Source organism: Paenibacillus harenae DSM 16969, from assembly GCF_000422465.1.
Classification (GTDB): Bacteria; Bacillota; Bacilli; order Paenibacillales; family Paenibacillaceae; genus Pristimantibacillus; species Pristimantibacillus harenae.
On sequence record NZ_KE383842.1, the window covers coordinates 584,395 to 602,050 of the forward strand.

Consider the following 17,656-nt stretch of genomic DNA (forward strand, 5'->3'; position numbering starts at 1 on the left):
AATGTGGCAGCGTTGAAAAGATGGTTGATTATAGCTGTGGGCTTGTTTTCGGTCACGGCAGGCTTGATCTACATAAACGGTGAGTTATTCGGCTTTCGGTTTCTCGGGCCGGAGATAGGATCTGAACGGTCAACCGTGCTTTTTTGGTCGAGAAACTCGATCGGGCTGGGCTTTATTCTCCTCGTAACTCTATTAATAAGACCGAAGATGAGGGAGCAAATCAATGACGGATTGCTTATTCTCATGCTTGGTTTATTGTTTATCATCCAGCTTCCGCCCTTTTCCTTATGGCTGTTGTTTGCTTTTTTCGGCAATGTGGAGGTCGCAGCAGGTATTATGCTCCACGCATTGCCGCTTGCGGGCATTATACGAATCGTAACTTTAGGCCGCAGGGAAAAGGCGCAGCTATAGTTGGGCATTGAAAGGGCTATTATACGGCAGTGATAACCCATCCGTCGCTTGACAGCGAACCGCGCGATCATTATAATCGAAACTAACCATTTTTATGCATATTCAGCGTTGAAGAGGAACAGTAATTTCGCAGACAAGGCATAGAGAGCCGGCGATTCATGGTGGAAGCCGGACCTGTTGCGGAGTGAAGCTCGCCTTGGAGCTGGGCGTACGAGGTATTCATGCTTGCCATGATACGCAAACGCTCCGTCTGGCCTGCGTTAAAGGCGACAAGTGAGTGACAGGCAAAGCATGCCTGCCGCTAACTAGGGTGGTACCACGGGAGAACAACCTCTCGTCCCTAGCGTTAATCGCTGGGGGCGTGAGGTTTTTTTGGTTTCCGGTCATCCGGAAAGAAAAATTTGATTCGGCGTTAAAACTACCGATCAAAGTATGAAGCCTGGGAGGTCAAACAAGATGAGTCAGGAACAGCAATTTCACGGATATCATCCGCAGGCTGTCGAGCTGAAGTGGCAGCAGTATTGGGAGAACAACAAGACGTTTGAAACAAAAGAGGAGCCCGGTAAGCCAAAGTTCTATGCGCTGGATATGTTTCCGTATCCATCGGGGGCCGGCTTGCACGTCGGTCATCCGGAAGGTTATACGGCAACGGATATCGTATCGCGCTACAAAAGAATGCAGGGCTACAACGTACTTCATCCGATGGGCTGGGACGCGTTCGGCCTGCCCGCGGAGCAGCATGCACTGGATACCGGCCAGCACCCGCGCGACATCACGTTCAAAAACATCGATAATTTCCGCAGGCAAATTAAATCGCTGGGCTTCTCCTATGATTGGGACCGCGAGTTCAGTACGACGGATCCGGATTATTACAAATGGACGCAATGGATTTTCATCCAGTTGTATAAGCGCGGCCTTGCTTACGTAGCGGAGGTGCCGGTGAACTGGTGTCCCGCCCTCGGCACCGTGCTTGCCAATGAGGAAGTCATCGACGGCAAGAGCGAGCGCGGCGGCCATCCGGTAATCCGGAAGCCGATGCGGCAGTGGATACTGAAAATTACCGAATACGCGGATCGGCTGCTGGACGATCTGGAGGAGCTTGATTGGTCCGAGAGCATTAAGGATATGCAGCGCAACTGGATCGGAAAGTCGAAGGGCGCCGAGGTTACGTTCAACATTGAGGGGCATGACGCTTCGCTTGTCGTATTTACGACTCGTCCGGACACATTGTTCGGCGCGACTTACTGCGTTCTCGCTCCCGAGCACGAGCTTGTCGCCCGGATCGTAACGCCGGAGCAGCAACCGGCAGTCGAGGCATATCGGGATGCGGCGGCGCGCAAGAGCGATCTTGAGCGTACCGATCTTGCGAAGGATAAAACAGGCGTGTTCACAGGCGCTTATGCGATCAATCCCGTAAACGGCGTGAAAACGCCGATCTGGATTGCCGACTACGTGCTTGCCGGCTACGGGACGGGCGCGATTATGGCGGTTCCGGGCCACGATTCCCGCGACTGGGAGTTCGCGAAGCAATTCGAGCTGCCGATCGTCGAGGTTGTGAAGGGCGGCGATGTGACGCAGGAGGCCTATACGGGCGACGGCGAGCACGTGAACTCCGATTTCCTGAACGGATTAAATAACGAAGCGGCGATTGCCGCGATGATCGAGCATTTGGATGTTACGGGCAAAGGGCAAGGCAAGGTAACCTACCGTCTGCGCGACTGGCTGTTCAGCCGTCAACGGTATTGGGGCGAGCCGATTCCGATCCTTCATCTGGAGGACGGCACGATGAAGACGGTCCCGGAAGACCAGCTGCCGCTTCTGCTGCCTGACGTCGACGCCATCACGCCTTCCGGAACGGGCGAATCGCCGCTTGCGAACGTGACGGATTGGGTGAACACGACCGATCCGGAGACGGGGATGAACGCGCGCCGCGAGACCAATACGATGCCGCAATGGGCCGGCAGTTGCTGGTATTACCTGCGCTTTATCGATCCGAAGAACGACAAGGAAATTTGCTCGCCGGAGAAACAGAAGGAATGGCTGCCGGTCGACCTCTATATCGGCGGCGCCGAGCATGCGGTTCTTCACCTGTTGTACGCCCGTTTCTGGCATAAAGTGCTGTATGATATCGGCGTTGTGCATACGAAGGAGCCGTTCCATAAGCTCGTCAATCAAGGGATGATTCTCGGTAATAACAATGAGAAAATGTCCAAATCGCGCGGCAATGTCATCAATCCGGATGATATCGTGAACGAATACGGCGCCGACACGCTGCGGATGTACGAAATGTTCATGGGTCCATTGGAAGCGACAAAACCTTGGAATACAAACGGCGTTGAAGGCACGTACCGTTTCTTGAGCCGGGTATGGCGCTTGTTCGTCAACGAGGAAGGAAGCTTGAACGGTAAGATCGGCAGCGGCGAGACGAGCGATGCGTTCAAACGGACTTGGCACCGCTCGATCAAAAAAATCACCGAGGATTATGAAGCGCTCCGCTTCAATACGGTGATCAGCCAGTTGATGATTTTCGTCAATGAAGCCTACAAAACCGATCTATTGCCGACAGCGGCAATGGAGCAATTCGTGCAATTGCTGTCTCCGATCGCGCCGCATATCGCGGAAGAGCTGTGGGAGAGACTGGGCCGCAAAGACTCGCTGTCGTATGCGGCGTTCCCAACGTTCGATGAGGCTTGGACGGTAGACCAGGAAGTCGAGATCGTGGTGCAGGTAAACGGTAAGATCGTTGACCGCGTATCGATCGCGGCGGATATGGAGACGGAAGGCATGGAGAGCCTTGCGAGGGAGCTTGAGAAGGTGCGGGAGCTTATTGCCGGCAAGACGATTCGTAAAGTCATAGCGGTAAAAGGCAAGCTGGTCAATATCGTAGCAAACTAACGCAAATCGAAGAGGTGAGCGGACATTAGCTGAAGAACAGCTATTGACCGTTCACCTCTTCGCCTATGAATGCGACGGAAACCTTGGTCAGATCCTCACGGAACTTGTCATGCGTCGTTCGGATGAGCTGATTGAAGACGCCGTCCGTTTCTCTGCGCAGCAGATTCAAAGCTTTTGCGGTTATGCCTCCCGGAACGGCCACCCGTTCCTGAACCTGCTCCGGCGTCAGTCCGCCTTCCGTCAGCAGCATTCCGGTGCCGAGCAGCATCGCGCTCGCAACTTTCAGCGCTACCTCGCGTCCGATGCCCGTTTCTTCGACCGCGGCATCGACGAATTGCTCAAGCAGGAAGGAGATAAAGGCCGGACCGCAGCTCGACAGGTCCGATACGATGCGGGTGTAGCTTTCATCTATGCGCAGCGGATCGCTTATATGCGATAGCAGCGACTCCAAGCTTGCTTTGTCCTCCTCTTGCATCGTTTGGCCGTAAATGCAGAGCGAAGCGCCGCTTAGTACATAATTCGTAATGCTGGGGATGACCTTGGCTATTTTACAATCCAATTCTCCTTCAAGATGAGAGATAAGAACCGGACTTGTAATCGAAACAAGGATTTGATCCGGCCGGACGACCGGCTTAAGATCGTCGACAACCCGCTTGAACTCATGCGGCTTGATGCACAAAAAAACAACGTCGCAGCCGCAGGCAGCGCTCTCGTTCGAGAATTCGGCTCTCATGCCGGAATAACGGTCGGCTAATGCTTGCGCTTTTGCAAAGGTGCGGTTGCTTACTGAGATTTGTGACGGCGATAATGCGCCCGATGCAATAAATGCTTCAATGAGCAGGCTTCCCATTGTGCCCGTCCCGATAAATCCGACATTCATGCTGAACCCTCCTATAGTTTTGCCATCGCAAAACCAGTGTCATTAACTTATACGCGGCTAAGCGTGCAAGGAACAGTCCTTGCATTTCAGTTGCTCTCTTACCATATTCGGAACGACTTGTTTCATATGTCAATCATTTCAAAAAAATGTCGTTTAAAGAGGAGGAATCTTTATGATGAAGCAGCCGTCTATCATGCTATCCAATAAAAAGTTAGCGATCGCAGCCGTTTGCATCGTATGCGCAGCAGCGCTGCTTGGCGCAGCATTCTTTGAACCGAAGAAGCAGGCCCCGGACGAATGGGTGCCTCTCAACGATGCGGTAGGGAATGCGCTGGGACGAATGGAGGAACAGAACGCGGAAGCGGAAGATACGAACATGGCGCCGGCTGCCGCAGCCGGATTTCCGGTCCTTCAGGCAACGGATACGCCGTCCGTGAGAGCGGAGCATGCCGGGGAAGAGGAGAAACCGAACGCCGCAGATACCGGTACGACGGCAGGCGGTCAGGCGGAACCGGACGGCAGGCTTGATATAAACGCCGCGACGGCTGAGGAGCTCGATGAGCTGAAAGGGATCGGACCGTCGAAAGCGCAGGCGATTGTCGCCGACCGCGAGCAGAACGGTAAATTCAAGAGCGAAAGAGACCTGCTTCGGGTAAAAGGAATTGGCGAAAAATTACTGTCGGGCATGCAAGACAGCATTGTCGCTGGTCCATAGATGTGAGAGAATGGAAGCGGGCAAAAAAGTAATTAATTCCGTACAATTATTCTCGCATCCCGCGAATGCGGGCGATTCGAAGTCGCTATAAATGGAACGAGAATGAAATATCGTTCACAGCAGAGGCTCAGCAGAAAGGAAGAAGCGCAAATGAACACTCAGATGCAGGATACCGTCCGGAAGGATTGGGATACCTATTTCATGGATATCGCTTATATGGTTTCGACACGCTCCCGCTGTCCGCGCAGGCATGTCGGAGCGGTGCTTGTCCAAGGAAAGAAGCTGCTTGGCACGGCGTATAACGGCGCCCCCATGGGCGTGCAGGATTGCCTCGAGGCAGGCTGCATGATTTCGGAGGAGATTGAGATGAAGCTGGTCGACGGGCAGGAGCAGCTGTTCAAGAAGCAGCGTTGCATCCGGACGATTCACGCGGAGCAAAATCTGCTGCTGTTCACCGACCGGGGCGATCGCGAGGGCTCTACCGTCTATGTCACCGATCAGCCGTGCTGGACCTGCGCGAATATGCTGGCCAACAGCGGTATCGTCGAAATTGTGTATCACCGTGCGTATCCGAAGGATAGCGATAAAGTCGCTCTTCTAATGAAGCATAAGGGCATCGTTTTCCGCTGCTTGGATCATTTTGAGCCTCCCGCCGGAGCGCACATGGCCGTCACCACCTAAGTACATTCATAGCATGGAGGAGGAACCTCTGAACGTATCGGTTGATACGGGTCGGGGTTTTTTTTATTCTAAGCGGGACGGTTGGCGTCCTCTGACACAGACGCCAACAGGCGTTTCTGCTTGTGTCAACGCAAATCGTGGGACAGGGGGAGAATGAGGATGGGAATGAACAGGCGTCCGTTGCTTTGGTTCGTCATTTGCTGGGTGATCGGCAGCGCCGCGGCGGCCGGCCTGAGCAGCCGCGGCGTCGCGCTTGCGGCGGGCGCGCTCGCGCTGCTGGCGCTGGCCGCCGTGCTGTGCCGGCAGGCGTCATGGCCGCTGGCTGCCGCCTGCGTCGCAGCAGCGGCTCTGGCCGCGGGAGAGCGGATGTGGGCGGATGCCCGCAACGTGACCGCGCTGCAAGCGCTGCTGGCCGCCGCCGAGGCGGACGGTCCGCGAGCGGCTTACGCAGCGGAAGCGGAAGGCACGATCGTGAGCGCGGTGGAGGTCGACGGCGAACGCGCGACGTTCCGCATGGCGGCCGAGCTCGTCGCCGTCGAGGGAAAGGAGCCGCTCCAGCTGCGCGAGCGGCTGCTGGTACAGCTGCGGCTGGATGCGCAGCCGGAGCAGGCTGCCGCCGCGGCTTGGCGGCGCGGCGACCGCTTGCGCGTGGCCGGCGAGCTGACGCTGCCGGCCGGCGCAACCAACAGCGGCGGCTTCGACTACCGCCGCTACCTCAGCAGCCAGAGGATCCACTGGCTGCTGAAAGCAAGGGGCACCGCCGCCGTCGAAGCGGCGCCGGGCCCCAGGTGGACCGCGGCCGCGCTGCTCGGCCGCGTGGACGCCGCGCGCGGCTGGCTCGGCGCGCGGATGGATTTGTTATATCCGGAAGACCAATCCGGATATATGAAGGGTCTCGTCCTCGGCATACGCGAGGACCTCGACCCGCAGCAGTTCCAGCAATTCTCGCGGCTGGGCTTGACGCATATATTGGCCATTTCGGGCTTGCACGTCGCGGTATTCCTATATGCGCTTGGCGGCCTGCTTCGCTTGCTGCGCATGATGCGCGAGCGCATTCTGCTCGTCCTCATGCTGTCCGTTCCGTTCTACGTTCTGCTCTCAGGCGCGTCGCCTTCGGTTATCCGGGCGGGCGTTATGGCGGTGCTCGGACTGCTGGCATCCCGATTAGGCAAGCTCAAGGACGGTCTGCATCTGCTGGCGGCCGCGGCTTTATTCATGCTCGCCGCCGATCCGTTCCTTCTCGAAAATGTCAGCTTTCAGCTTTCCTTCATCGTAACCGTCGGCTTAATCATCGGAGTTCCGCCTCTGCGCAGGACCATGCCGGATTGGCGCAGAGGGAAAGCCGTGCTTGATTTGGCTGCGGTGACCATTGTCGCCCAGCTCGTCTCGTTTCCGGTGACGATTTATTATTTCAATCAATTTCATGCCTTATCGCTGCTGGCCAATTTCCTCCTTGTGCCGTTTATCAGCTTCGTCGTCATGCCGCTCGGTGCGGCTGCGCTGGTCATAGCCATCCCTTGGGCATCCGGCGGGAAAATGCTGGCTTCCGCCTCCCATTATGCAAACGAATGGACCTTCGCCTTGGTCGAGCAGCTGTCGAAGGCCGATACCTTCAGAACGATATGGGCTACCCCGCCGATATGGTGGGTTGCGGCCTGGCTGGCTCTGCTAGGCGCTGCCTTCACCATGCTCGGCAGGCGGGCCGCCGACAGGGCGGGTGACCGCATGGAAGCGGCGTCCGTTATGGAAGAAACCGCTCCAATCGCCTTCGAGCCGGTACCGGCGCTTAAACCGAAGGCGAGGACGAGGAGCGGTTTGCCGATGATTGCCGTCGTGCTCCTGCTGCTGCTGGCCGTTGCCTGCGAACCCGACTTTTTTGACCGCAATGCAGCCGTTGAATTTATTGATGTCGGACAAGGCGACTCCATTCATATCAGGACGCCGGAAGGCAAGCATATTCTGATTGACGGCGGCGGTACGCTCTCCTTCCGCAAGCCGGGAGAAGAGTGGAAGGAGCGGAGCGATCCGTTCGAGATCGGACGCAAGCTGCTGGTGCCGCTGCTTATGAAGAGAGGCGTCCGGCACATTGACCTGCTCGTGATCTCTCATTTGGACAGCGACCATATCCGCGGCCTCCAAGCCGTTGTGGAGACGATTCCGGTTCGCGGCATTTTATGGAACGGTACGGTTAAGGATGCGGACGACGCGCAAAAGCTGTTGTCGTTTGCGGTGGAGAAAGGAATTCCGCTGTACCCGGCACATGCCGGCATGGTACGGCAGCTTGATAAAGAGGCGAAGCTTACGGTGCTGTGGCCGCCCGGACCGCCGGATGGGCAGGTGCCTTTGCTTCAGGAGCAGAACGAGAACAGCGTGGTTATGCTTGTCCAGCTCTATCAATCCTCCTTTTTATTCTCCGGCGATATTAACGCGGATACGGAGCATGCGCTCATTCAAAGTCTCCCGTCCGCTCAGCTGGCGGCAGTACCCATTCCGGTATCCGTCATGAAAGTCGCGCATCACGGCAGCAGATTCTCCACAGGCGCGGCGTGGCTTCGTTACTGGCGGCCGCTTGGCGCCGTTGCATCGGTTGGCGCGACGAACAGCTATGGACATCCTCATCCCGATGTCTTATCCAGACTTGGGAAGGCGGAGGTTTTTCTGTGGCGGACGGATACGGACGGAGAGGTCGGCTTTCGGGTAACAGGTGAAGGAGTTTTTCTCCGGGCTAATGAATAAGATACGTCTATTCCAAATGGAGGAAGCTTTTAATCATCCGATGTCTATATACGGAGTTCTATAAATTTGGTATCCTTTTATGTGGAGTTTAATTCATTTCTTAATATATATAAAAAGAATAGGGAAGAAGCTTCGCCGATATTCTTCGGGGCCGGTTCGACGCGTATGGTTACAGTTTTAATCCAATCGGATTCGCGTCCTGCTTGCCTCGATAACTTATGATTTGTATTGCGCTAAAAAAAATAAAGTGCTTTTTATCTTTTATCTGCAACTTTTATCGTAACCAGTTCGTCAGAATGGTTGCAAGAGAGGGGGATCCTTCGTGGTGGAGCCAGGCCTTATTAGAGCCGCTCAGTCGGGAGATCGCGACGCTTTAATCACTCTATTGCGAGAGGTTGAAACACATGTTTATCGGACAGCCTATTATATATTAAACAACGAGCAGGATGCTCTTGATGCGGCGCAGGAAGCGCTTATCCGCATCTATACGAAGATAGGCTCTTACGAAGAGAAAGCGCAGTTCAAAACTTGGATACAACGGATTGTAACCAACATTTGCATCGATAAGTTTCGCAGAAATAAGCCGACCGTCTCGATCGACGAGCATGAGATGGTTTTCCAGGAGAAACAGAACGTAGAGGACGAAGTCATGTCCGCTTACGCCGTCCAAGACATCCGTGCCGCGATCGACAAGCTTCCCGATCATCACCGTGCGGTCGTCGTGCTTCGGTATTTGCAGGATTTCTCCTACAACGAAATTGCCGACTCGCTCGATTTGCCGCTCAATACGGTGAAATCCTATTTATTCCGAGCCAGGCAGCAGCTGCAAACATTACTCCACGATTATCAGAAAGGTGGTGTCCGGGGATGAATTGTCAAGAGGTGATGGAATTGATGCAGAGACAGCTAGACGACGATCTCGACGAGAGCGAGATGGTCATCTTGAACAATCATACCAGACAGTGTCCGGACTGCGCAGCGATGCTCGAGCGTCTTCAGCTGTTATCCGCCGAGCTCACCAGTTTGCCGAAGGTTACGCCGAGCTACAGCCTGGTGGATGCGATCATGCCGCAGTTGGAGCGGATCGAGCTATTCGGCCAGACAGAAGCGGCGGCAGCGCCGGTCGCAGGCGACGAGACGTTCGAGACGGGTCCCCGCCGAGCGAAGCGCGAGCGCCGCTGGCCTTCGATCCGCGTCATGAGCGGGGTTATCGCCGCGGGAATCGTCGCGGGGCTGTTCCTTGTCACGTACAAGTCCGGAAATGCGCCGAATTTCAACTTATTACAGCAATCCGCTAATGAATCGAACGCTGCTGCCGATACAGCCGCCAATGCGTCGCCTAAGGAGTACGCATTTAGTGCGAACGCAGAAGACGGTCCGGCTGCGCCCGAGGTCGGAACAGAAACAATGAGAAACAGGGATGCCAAGGCCGAAGATCAATCCGTTACGGACAGTCAGTCGGATGACAAGGCTATAATTGGCAAGTCAGCAAGCGAGCCGGATTCAGGAGCGAGCGATGGAGGCCAAGTACGTGAGCCTTCCGGGGAAGCGGAGGGCAGCGCATCCGACGGCGGCGGTTCGAATTCATCCGGAGGCTCGACGGGCTCGTTGGGAGACGGGGCTGACGATTCCGGTCAGCCGGGCGAGCCGCAGCAAGGGATCACTGCGGTTAAAACGGCGGTTGTGTCGCCGGATGGCAAATACAAAGCGAAAGCCGAAGGATTTTCTATCAAAATCTATGCGGAATCCGATCAGTCCGTTGTAGTCGAGTCGCCTCGCAAGAATGGAAGCCTAACCAATCTGGTTTGGTCGGAGGACAGCGCGCAGCTAACCTACGAGGTTCATGTCGAGAAGGGCGCCATCGAGAAATATGTCTTCGATATGAAGACCGGCGAAGAAAAGAAAGCTGAGCATTAATCGTAAGCAATCCGCACACTTTCGTCCGCTATCGCGTATAGTGTAAGTAACGAGAGCGTCTGCGGCGATTGGTTTAACGTCGTATGACCATCCGCAGGGCGGTACCATGGGCCTGCCTGCGAATGTTTATATAGATGTTCGGCAAAGGGATGAGGCCTAGGACGGCTCATCCCTTTGTTGGCGTATTTTCGGTCATTTATGTTGTCGGGGTGAGATAATGGACGCGAAGGAAGCATTGAAGGAAATAAAGGGAGGCCGTTTCCGGCCGATTTATGTGCTGTTCGGGAAAGACCGCTTTCGCCTGCAGCAATTTATAACGTTTTTGACGGATGCCATGTTTACCTCGGACGAGAAGGAGCTTGGCGTCGTCAAATTCGATACGGCGGAAACCTCAATCGATGAAGCGGTGCTTGAAGCGGAGACTTTGCCTTTTTTTGTGCAGCGGAAGCTGATCCTCGTCCGGGACGTCACCGTTCTTGCTGCGGGAGGCAAGGAAGGCGGGAAGGTGGAGCATCATCCGGATAAGCTGATGCAATATATGGAATACCCTTCGGAGTCATCGGTCATCGTCATAGCCGTTCATGCCGAGAAGCTGGATGAAAGGCGCAAGCTGACGAAGATGTTGAAGGACCGGAAAGCATTGATTTCATTTCCTGAGCTGGACGCCGCGCAGCTGAAGCAATGGATGATCAAGCGGGCGTCGGAGCAGAGCCGGACGATGACGGCGGAAGCGGCGGATTTGCTGCTGATGCGCGCGGGAGCCAATATGCAGCAGCTGGCGCAGGAGGTGGATAAGCTCTGTCTGCATGCGGGTTCCGGAGGCGAGATTGACGCCAGGCAGGCATCGCTCCTTACAGCCGCCACGGTCGAGGAGGATGTGTTTGCCCTTATCGATTCCATCGCAGAGCTGCGTATCGACCGTGCGGTTCAATTATATCGGGAGCTTCTCGTAAGACGGGAGGAGCCGATCAAGATCGCCGCCCTTATCGCCAGACAGCTGCGGATCATGCTGCAGATCAAGGAATTGGAGCAGCATCAGTATTCGCCGCAGCAGATGGCGGGTCAGCTTGGCCTGCATCCCTATGCGGTGAAACTGGCTGCGGAGAAGAGCCGCAAATTCCAAACGGCCAGACTTGGAAAGCTTCTTGCCTCATTGGCTGAGCTCGATTACCAGATGAAGACCGGCGTCATCGACAAGAGTCTTGGTCTAGAGCTTTATCTCCTGTCATTAGGGATGGAGAAAGGCGCTTAACATTATTATCCCGAAATATATAAAAGAACGAATCTGCCGGCAGCTTGGGCGGTTCGTTCTTTTTTTAGTTCTTCCGAGGAAAAACGGCAGTTGAACGAGAAGTAAATACGGAGATGATGGCTATGCGCGAAGGAGGATGACGATGACTTGGTGGAAGAACAACAATCTGCGCCTTGTGCAAAACAATTTGCGCGAGACGGACGCGGATATGGACGTGGATCTGCTTATCCGGGAGCTGAAGGATTTCAACGCCAATACGCTCATGATGAATGCGGGCGGCATATTCGCGTTTTATCCGTCGAAGCTTCCGTATCAATACGTGACCCCTTGCCTGAAGAAGGATTTGCTTGCAGAGACGATCGAGAAGGCGCATGCGAACAATATCCGGTTCATTGCGAGATTCGATTTCAGCAAGGCGCATGAATCGATTTTTCGGAAGCGGCCGGAGTGGTTTTACCGTTCCAGGGAAGGAAGCGAGATCAATTACTCCGGCATTGTACATACCTGCCTGAACGGCGGCTACCAGCAGCAATATTCCCTCGATATTTTGCAAGAGGTACTGACGGGTTACGACGTCGACGGCGTTTTTTTCAATATGTTCGGCTACCAGAACTGGGATTACAGTGGGAACTATTACGGTATTTGCTACTGCGGCAGCTGCCGCATGCGCTTCATGGTCATGTACGGTATGGAGCTTCCGGATAACGAGGACCGAAACTCCGATCTATACCAGGCGTACCGGAAGTTTCAGGAAGAAACCTCTATCGACATGTTGGATAAGATCCACAGCCGCATCAAACGGCTGAATCCGGATGCCGCGATTTGTACGTACCACACTCATAAAGTGGATATCGTGAGACATGAGTCCAATACGGCTCTCGGACGGTCTCATCCGAAATGGTTGTATTCGGCGGCCGAGAATGTAATGCCGATAGCCGGGAGCTACAAGGATAAGCTGTCGAGCAACTGCTCGATAAATGCGATAAACCTGACTTACCGCTTTACGGGCGTATCGGAATACGAGACGGAAATCCGTTTATACGAAAATATTGCCAACGGGTCAGGGCTCGATTTTTGCATTATCGGCGCATTCGAGGGTTATCCGGATCATGCGAATATGGAAAAAACGAAAAACGTTTTCCGCTTCCATAAAGAAAATGAAGGACTGTTCGGACATTTCAAGTCCGAGGCGGAGGTCGTTCTCGTCAAGCCCTCGCCGTCCAACCGGGATTCTCAGCAGGAATATCTCGGCGTATTTAAAATGCTGAAGGAAGATCATATCCTCTTTGACGTTGTGAAGCAGGGACGTCTCTCCCATATTGCAGATACGCAAGCAAAAACTGTCGTGCTCCCTGGAGTAGCGGCTCTCACAGATGAGGAGCTAAGCGTGTTGATTGCTTTGCAGGCCCGCGGGGTGCATATCGTCGCGACGGGAGGTTCGCTTACGGGGCAGCAGGAAGCGTTGAGCCGACTATTTGCGGTGGAGCTGGAAGGGATTATGGAAGATACAACCTCCGCCTATGTGCGGATAGATGATAAACGGCGGTTCCCAAAACTTCAGAAGAGAGATTGGGTCATCGTGAACGGTCCGTTTGCAATCATGCGGCATAACGCTGATTCGGTCAAGAAGCTGCCTTTGATTGCGCCGTCGTCTTTTGGACCTCCGGAGCGAGCGTATGGGCATAAGCAGACGGCATGGTATGGCCTCGGCATAACAGCTGCTGCCGGCAGAGAGGGGCAGGGCGCCTATATTTCCTGGAATGTCGGAGAGCTGTATTACCGGCATGGCTTCGCCGATCACAAGCAGATTGTAACGGGCGTTATTGAAGAACTTCACGAAGGGAAAAGACGGCTCGTCACGAATGCGCATTCCAGCGTGGAAATTACTTTTCATGGACTGCCGGACGGCACTTATTTGCTTCAGCTTCTGAATTTGTCCGGATTCAACGGCATGACCTATGATGCTCCGATTCCGATATGCGGCATCGAAGCAGAGCTGTACGGGCTTGACGGCATCAGCCTGGCAAGGGATTTGACAGGCGCCGCAGCAATGCAATTGGAGAAACGGGATGAACGGCTCATTGTCCGTATTGCAGAGCTTCAAGCATACGCCGCATTTCATTTGAGTTAGATTAGACTAGGAAATTTCGGGCTTTTTTTTGGGGTGAGTCAGGGTTGTCAAATAATCAAAAAAAAAATCGGGTAAGGAGCTGGTCTTATGTTAGCTGCAAAAGGAACTAAAATCGGGTTTATCGGAACGGGCGTAATGGGAAGCAGCATGGCCAAGCAGTTGCTGAACGGCGGATACGAGGTCCATATTTATACAAGAACGAAAGCAAAGGCGGAGGCGCTGCTGGAGCTCGGCATGATCTGGCATCATACGCCTGGCGAGCTGGCGGGGCAATGCGATGCAGTCATGTCGATCGTCGGTTATCCCCGGGATGTCGAGCAGCTCTATTTGGGTGAGGGGGGCATTGTGGAATCGTCTAAGCCCGGAACCTATTTGATCGATATGACGACATCCAGTCCGAAATTGGCCAAACGAATCCATGAGGCAGCCGCCTCCAAAGGACTGTATGCCCTGGATGCGCCCGTGTCCGGAGGCGACGTGGGGGCGCGAAACGCATCGCTCTCCATTATGGTCGGCGGCGACCAAGAGGCGTTCACGGCGGTTGAACCGCTGTTGAAGAAGATGGGGACTAATATCGTTCTGCAAGGAGGCCCGGGCGCCGGACAACATACGAAGATGGTCAACCAAATCGCAATCGCCTCTAACATGGTTGGCGTGTGCGAGGCCTTGGTCTATGCGAAGCATGCGGGTCTCGACCTGAACAGCGTTCTGAAAAGCATTGAGTCTGGCGCGGCAGGCAGCTGGTCGCTCAGCAATCTGGCCCCGCGCATTATCGCAGGCAACTTTAATCCCGGTTTTTACGTGAAGCATTTTATTAAGGATATGGGCATTGCGCTGGAAGCTGCGGACGAAATGGGGATCGAGCTGGCGGGGTTGGCGCTGGCAAAAGGACTATATGAGAAAATTGCGGCGGCAGGCCTGGCTGATAACGGCACGCATGCGTTATACAAGGCTTGGGATTGAACAAAAAAAGACTTCGCCGCTCATTGATGAGAGGCGAAGCCTTTTTGTTTGATTCTAAGTATTTATAAGATTCATCCTTATATGCGCTTAGAATTATTGGCTAATTAAGCTTGTGCCGAGATGGCGTTCAGCTTTTTAGCAAGACGGGATTTTTTGCGGGAAGCCGCATTTTTATGAATCAGGCCTTTCGTTGCTGCTTTGTCCAATTTTTTCGTTGCAGCGAGCAGAGCTGCTTTAGCAGCTTCTACATCAGTGCCGGCGATAGCTTGGTCTGCAGACTTAACGGCCGAACGAAGTGCGGATTTCTGGGAAGCATTCAAAGCACGACGCTTTTCACTTGTTTTAACGCGTTTAATCGCGGATTTAATATTTGGCATGGAATTCACCTCCTAAACTGATAACAACGGTACATATTCATCATTTACCTAGACAACACAACTTAAAATATATTATCATGACGCCTCCCAAAAAGCAATAGCATCCGCTATAGCCGAACCGGTCTTCAAGATCTCTATTCCCTAAGCCGAAGTATGAAAATACCATGACTGCGAACAATAACGTAAGTACAACCGTGCGAAGGGAGAAAATCGAGTGGAGAATGATCTTGATTTACAGAAATACAATGTCAGAACCGACCTTGCGCTGGAAGCGAAGGAAATGGCCGAAGCCCCGCAGGGCGGTCCGATACCGGGAATCTTAAGCGAAATCACAGAGGATAACGGGATAACGATTACGCAGCTCCAGGTTCAGAACGAGCAGGGCTCGCAAGCCATCGGCAAAATGCAGGGGCATTATGTGACGATCGAAGTTCCGGGCCTGCGCAACGGCGACACGGGCCTGCAGGACCGTGTAGCTACCCATTTCGCCAAACATTTCGAAGCGTTTCTGGAACGTTTGTCTATCCCGAAGTCGGCGCGCGTGCTTATTGTCGGATTGGGTAACTGGAACGTCACGCCGGACGCGCTGGGGCCTCTTGTCGTGGAAAACGTGATGGTTACCCGACACTTTTTCGAGCTTATGCCCGATCAGGTAGCGGACGGGTACCGTCCGGTCAGCGCTGTGGCGCCAGGCGTACTCGGCATAACGGGCATCGAATCGAGCGAGATTGTGCACGGCATCGTCGAGAAAACGAAACCCGATCTCCTCATTGCGATCGATGCCTTGGCGTCAAAGGCGGTGGAACGCGTCAATACGACCATCCAAATTGCGGATACGGGCATTCATCCCGGATCTGGCATCGGTAACAAAAGGAAAGGCTTAACGCAAGATATACTTGGCGTTCCCGTCATCGCAATCGGAGTGCCTACGGTCGTCTATGCCTCTACGATCGTGAACAATACGCTGGAGATGATGCGCAGTCACATTGAGCAACAAAACGGCAACACCAATCAAATTTTAGGCTTAGTGAATCAAATGGCGGAGAACGAGCGCCTTCAGCTTGTGAAGGAAGTGTTAAGCCCGCTCGGACATGATCTGCTCGTTACGCCGAAGGAGATCGATGAATTTATCGAGGATATCGCCAACGTGATTGCCAGCGGCCTGAACGCATCGCTTCACGAGGCGGTGGATACGGACAACGTGGCCGCTTACACCCACTAACTTTTACTTTTCTATGACCGCTCCCTGCCGGAGCGGTTTTTTGCGCGTTTGTAAGCCTTCGTATTCTATCAAACGCGAATCTCTTTAGCCGATGCGGTTCTATTAACTCTTATTCTCTCATAATTTAATAGTAACTCTAGCCGAATGGCATAAGGAACCGGGAGGTATGGAACCGATGAAACGAAACATGATGCTGCTCGATATTGGAAGGGGAAGCAGGCGGCTCAAAAATTTGCTGGTTACGGGGCGAACCTTTGCCCTGCTTTCATTTAGCTCGATGCTGTTCTTTGTCACGCTTGGCATTGCCGGGATGGCGCATCAGCAGTCGACGTCTTCACCCGTAAATTCAATGAAAGGATTCGCTGCGGCCGTATCCAGCGGATTTTTTGGGGATATGCTAGAAATGGAGATGCCCGCTTTCCAAAGCAGCAAGGAAACGGAATCTTTCAATACAAAGCAAATCAGCGCGATGCTGATCAGGGCATTAACCGACATTAATCCGAGCGATCCAAAGAGCTTGCTTGCCGGCGAGCTGCCAGGAATGAACGCGAACGATGCGATTCTGATTCGCAAAGGGGTAGGCACGGATACGGCGGTCGGTCCCGAAGACAATGCGCCGATTCCCGGCGAACCGTCCGAGGGGGCGGTTGAAGAAGGGGAAGGCGGAACAGGGAATAATGAGCCTCCAAAACAGCCGGAGAACGATACTCCCCCGGTTAAACCTGGAACATCCGATGAGGAGGGCGATAAGGATAAGCCCGCCAAGCCGGCAACCGGAGGAAGAAAGGTTGCATTCATCTACCATTCCCACAACCGGGAATCCTGGTATCCGGTGCTGACCGATAAGAGCAAGGATCCGAATTCCAGTACGAAGAACATTACGCTCGTAGGCAAGCGTCTGGCGCAAAAACTCGAAGAAATGGGGGTCGGCGCGCAGCATTCCGACACGGACTATCCGACCGCAATCGAAAATTACCGCTGGGAGCTGTCCTATAAGTATTCGATGAAGACAGTTAAGGAAGCGATTGCCAGCAGCCGGGATTTGAAGTTTTTCTTCGACCTGCACCGTGATTCCCAGAAACGCAAATATACGACCATTGATATCAACGGTAAAAGCTATGCGCAGGTTTATTTCATTATCGGGCATAAAAATCCGAACTGGGAGCAGAATGAAGCGTTTGCCACGAAAATCCACGAAGCTTTGGATAAAAAATATCCCGGCATATCCCGCGGAATTTGGGGGAAGACGGCTGCATCCGGAAATGCCGAATATAATCAGTCGCTCGCGCCGGATAGCGTTCTCATCGAAGTGGGCGGCGTCGATAATACGCTTGAGGAGTCTTACCGCACGGCGGATGCGCTTGCCGAAGTGATATCCGAGATCTACTGGGCGGATGAAAAGGCATCGGTGAATAAAGGGAAAGAAAGCTGACGGCAGCAATCGAAATTCGGATAGCGACCGGAAAGGAATGAGGG

General features: G+C 53.9%; 14 protein-coding genes and 1 other annotated feature. Of the genes, 12 read left to right on the forward strand and 2 right to left on the reverse strand.

Annotated features, from left to right (window positions below; all coding sequences use genetic code 11):
* Positions 1-3 precede the first annotated feature (3 nt).
* Together H581_RS0112810 and leuS are read left to right on the forward strand one after the other, a co-directional pair.
* Positions 4-411 carry a hypothetical protein gene (locus H581_RS0112810; protein ID WP_028610339.1) on the forward strand — a complete coding sequence of 136 codons (408 nt, stop codon included), beginning with the start codon at positions 4-6 and terminating at the stop codon, positions 409-411.
* Positions 412-510: 99 nt separating this feature from the next.
* Positions 511-756, forward strand: a binding site (T-box leader).
* 111 nt (positions 757-867) lie between these two features.
* Positions 868-3,306, forward strand: coding sequence for a leucine--tRNA ligase (gene leuS, locus H581_RS0112815; RefSeq protein WP_028610340.1), 2,439 nt, complete (start codon positions 868-870; stop codon positions 3,304-3,306).
* A gap of 40 nt (positions 3,307-3,346) precedes the next feature.
* On the opposite strand, the gene comER is transcribed toward leuS, so the two are convergent.
* Positions 3,347-4,186 (reverse strand): late competence protein ComER, encoded by an 840-nt coding sequence (comER, locus tag H581_RS0112820; protein WP_028610341.1) that lies wholly within the window; start codon positions 4,184-4,186, stop codon positions 3,347-3,349.
* A gap of 172 nt (positions 4,187-4,358) precedes the next feature.
* Here comER and H581_RS37140 point away from each other — a divergent pair, with 172 nt between their 5' ends.
* The 8 genes from H581_RS37140 (at position 4,359) to H581_RS0112860 (ending at position 14,581) form a co-directional block, all read left to right on the forward strand.
* Positions 4,359-4,901, forward strand: coding sequence for a ComEA family DNA-binding protein (locus tag H581_RS37140; protein ID WP_084134571.1), 543 nt, complete (start codon positions 4,359-4,361; stop codon positions 4,899-4,901).
* A gap of 150 nt (positions 4,902-5,051) precedes the next feature.
* Entirely contained in the window at positions 5,052-5,582 is a 531-nt protein-coding gene (locus H581_RS0112830) for a deoxycytidylate deaminase (RefSeq protein WP_036718552.1), read from the forward strand.
* Between the two features lie 159 nt (positions 5,583-5,741).
* Entirely contained in the window at positions 5,742-8,318 is a 2,577-nt protein-coding gene (locus H581_RS33920) for a DNA internalization-related competence protein ComEC/Rec2 (RefSeq protein WP_051250763.1), read from the forward strand.
* Between the two features lie 322 nt (positions 8,319-8,640).
* Positions 8,641-9,189 carry an RNA polymerase sigma factor gene (locus H581_RS0112840; protein WP_028610343.1) on the forward strand — a complete coding sequence of 183 codons (549 nt, stop codon included), beginning with the start codon at positions 8,641-8,643 and terminating at the stop codon, positions 9,187-9,189.
* Entirely contained in the window at positions 9,186-10,235 is a 1,050-nt protein-coding gene (locus H581_RS36430) for an anti-sigma factor family protein (protein WP_028610344.1), read from the forward strand. The genes H581_RS0112840 and H581_RS36430 overlap by 4 nt, the downstream gene beginning before the upstream one ends.
* A gap of 217 nt (positions 10,236-10,452) precedes the next feature.
* Positions 10,453-11,487 (forward strand): DNA polymerase III subunit delta, encoded by a 1,035-nt coding sequence (gene holA / locus H581_RS0112850; protein ID WP_028610345.1) that lies wholly within the window; start codon positions 10,453-10,455, stop codon positions 11,485-11,487.
* Positions 11,488-11,629: 142 nt separating this feature from the next.
* Positions 11,630-13,618 carry an alpha-amylase family protein gene (locus tag H581_RS33930; RefSeq protein WP_036718554.1) on the forward strand — a complete coding sequence of 663 codons (1,989 nt, stop codon included), beginning with the start codon at positions 11,630-11,632 and terminating at the stop codon, positions 13,616-13,618.
* Positions 13,619-13,705: 87 nt separating this feature from the next.
* On the forward strand, positions 13,706-14,581 hold the full coding sequence (locus H581_RS0112860; protein WP_028610346.1) for an NAD(P)-dependent oxidoreductase: 876 nt from the start codon (positions 13,706-13,708) through the stop codon (positions 14,579-14,581).
* Between the two features lie 104 nt (positions 14,582-14,685).
* On the opposite strand, the gene rpsT is transcribed toward H581_RS0112860, so the two are convergent.
* The gene (gene rpsT / locus H581_RS0112865) at positions 14,686-14,958 is read right to left on the reverse strand and encodes a 30S ribosomal protein S20 (RefSeq protein WP_028610347.1); all 273 of its coding nucleotides are present in this window, start codon (positions 14,956-14,958) and stop codon (positions 14,686-14,688) included.
* Between the two features lie 214 nt (positions 14,959-15,172).
* On the opposite strand from rpsT, the gene gpr reads away from it, so the two are divergent.
* On the forward strand, positions 15,173-16,180 hold the full coding sequence (gpr, locus tag H581_RS0112870; protein ID WP_028610348.1) for a GPR endopeptidase: 1,008 nt from the start codon (positions 15,173-15,175) through the stop codon (positions 16,178-16,180).
* A 175-nt stretch (positions 16,181-16,355) separates the two neighbouring features.
* Positions 16,356-17,612 carry a stage II sporulation protein P gene (spoIIP, locus tag H581_RS0112875; RefSeq protein ID WP_028610349.1) on the forward strand — a complete coding sequence of 419 codons (1,257 nt, stop codon included), beginning with the start codon at positions 16,356-16,358 and terminating at the stop codon, positions 17,610-17,612.
* Positions 17,613-17,656 lie beyond the last annotated feature (44 nt).